This window comes from Streptococcus sp. UBA632 (assembly GCF_002300045.1).
Taxonomy (GTDB): domain Bacteria; phylum Bacillota; class Bacilli; order Lactobacillales; family Streptococcaceae; genus Streptococcus; species Streptococcus alactolyticus.
This window is the reverse complement of the sequence record NZ_DBPA01000012.1, coordinates 6161-6471: the sequence shown is the minus strand read 5'-3', so window position 1 is coordinate 6471 and position 311 is coordinate 6161. Positions and strand designations below refer to the sequence as shown.

Below are 311 nucleotides of genomic sequence, written 5' to 3'. Positions count from 1 at the left end.
CAAACCAGTTGAATACATATATTCGTCTGGATTGTTAAATTCAAAATGGTCAATACCTAGTTGGTTAGGATTGGTCACGTAACAATCATCTGGCACACGACGGGCAATCCAGTGGTGTCCTCCAACGGTTTCTAGCCACCAGATTTCATCGACATCTGAAAAGGCCACGCCGTTTGACTCGTAAGTTCCATAGGTTTCAAGAATTTCACCAAGGCGTTTTACCCCTTCACGCGCTGTGCGAACATAAGGTAATACCAAAGTCAGCATATCTTCTTCACCAATTCCTGATGCAACGAGCGGATCAGCTCCTA

The 311-nt window shown here is 44.7% G+C and carries 1 pseudogene (cut by a window edge); it reads right to left on the bottom strand.

Annotated features, from left to right (window positions below):
* Window positions 1–311, bottom strand: a pseudogene (locus B3473_RS01240) (C69 family dipeptidase) (its annotated part extends 784 nt beyond the left edge of the window); the annotation flags it as partial.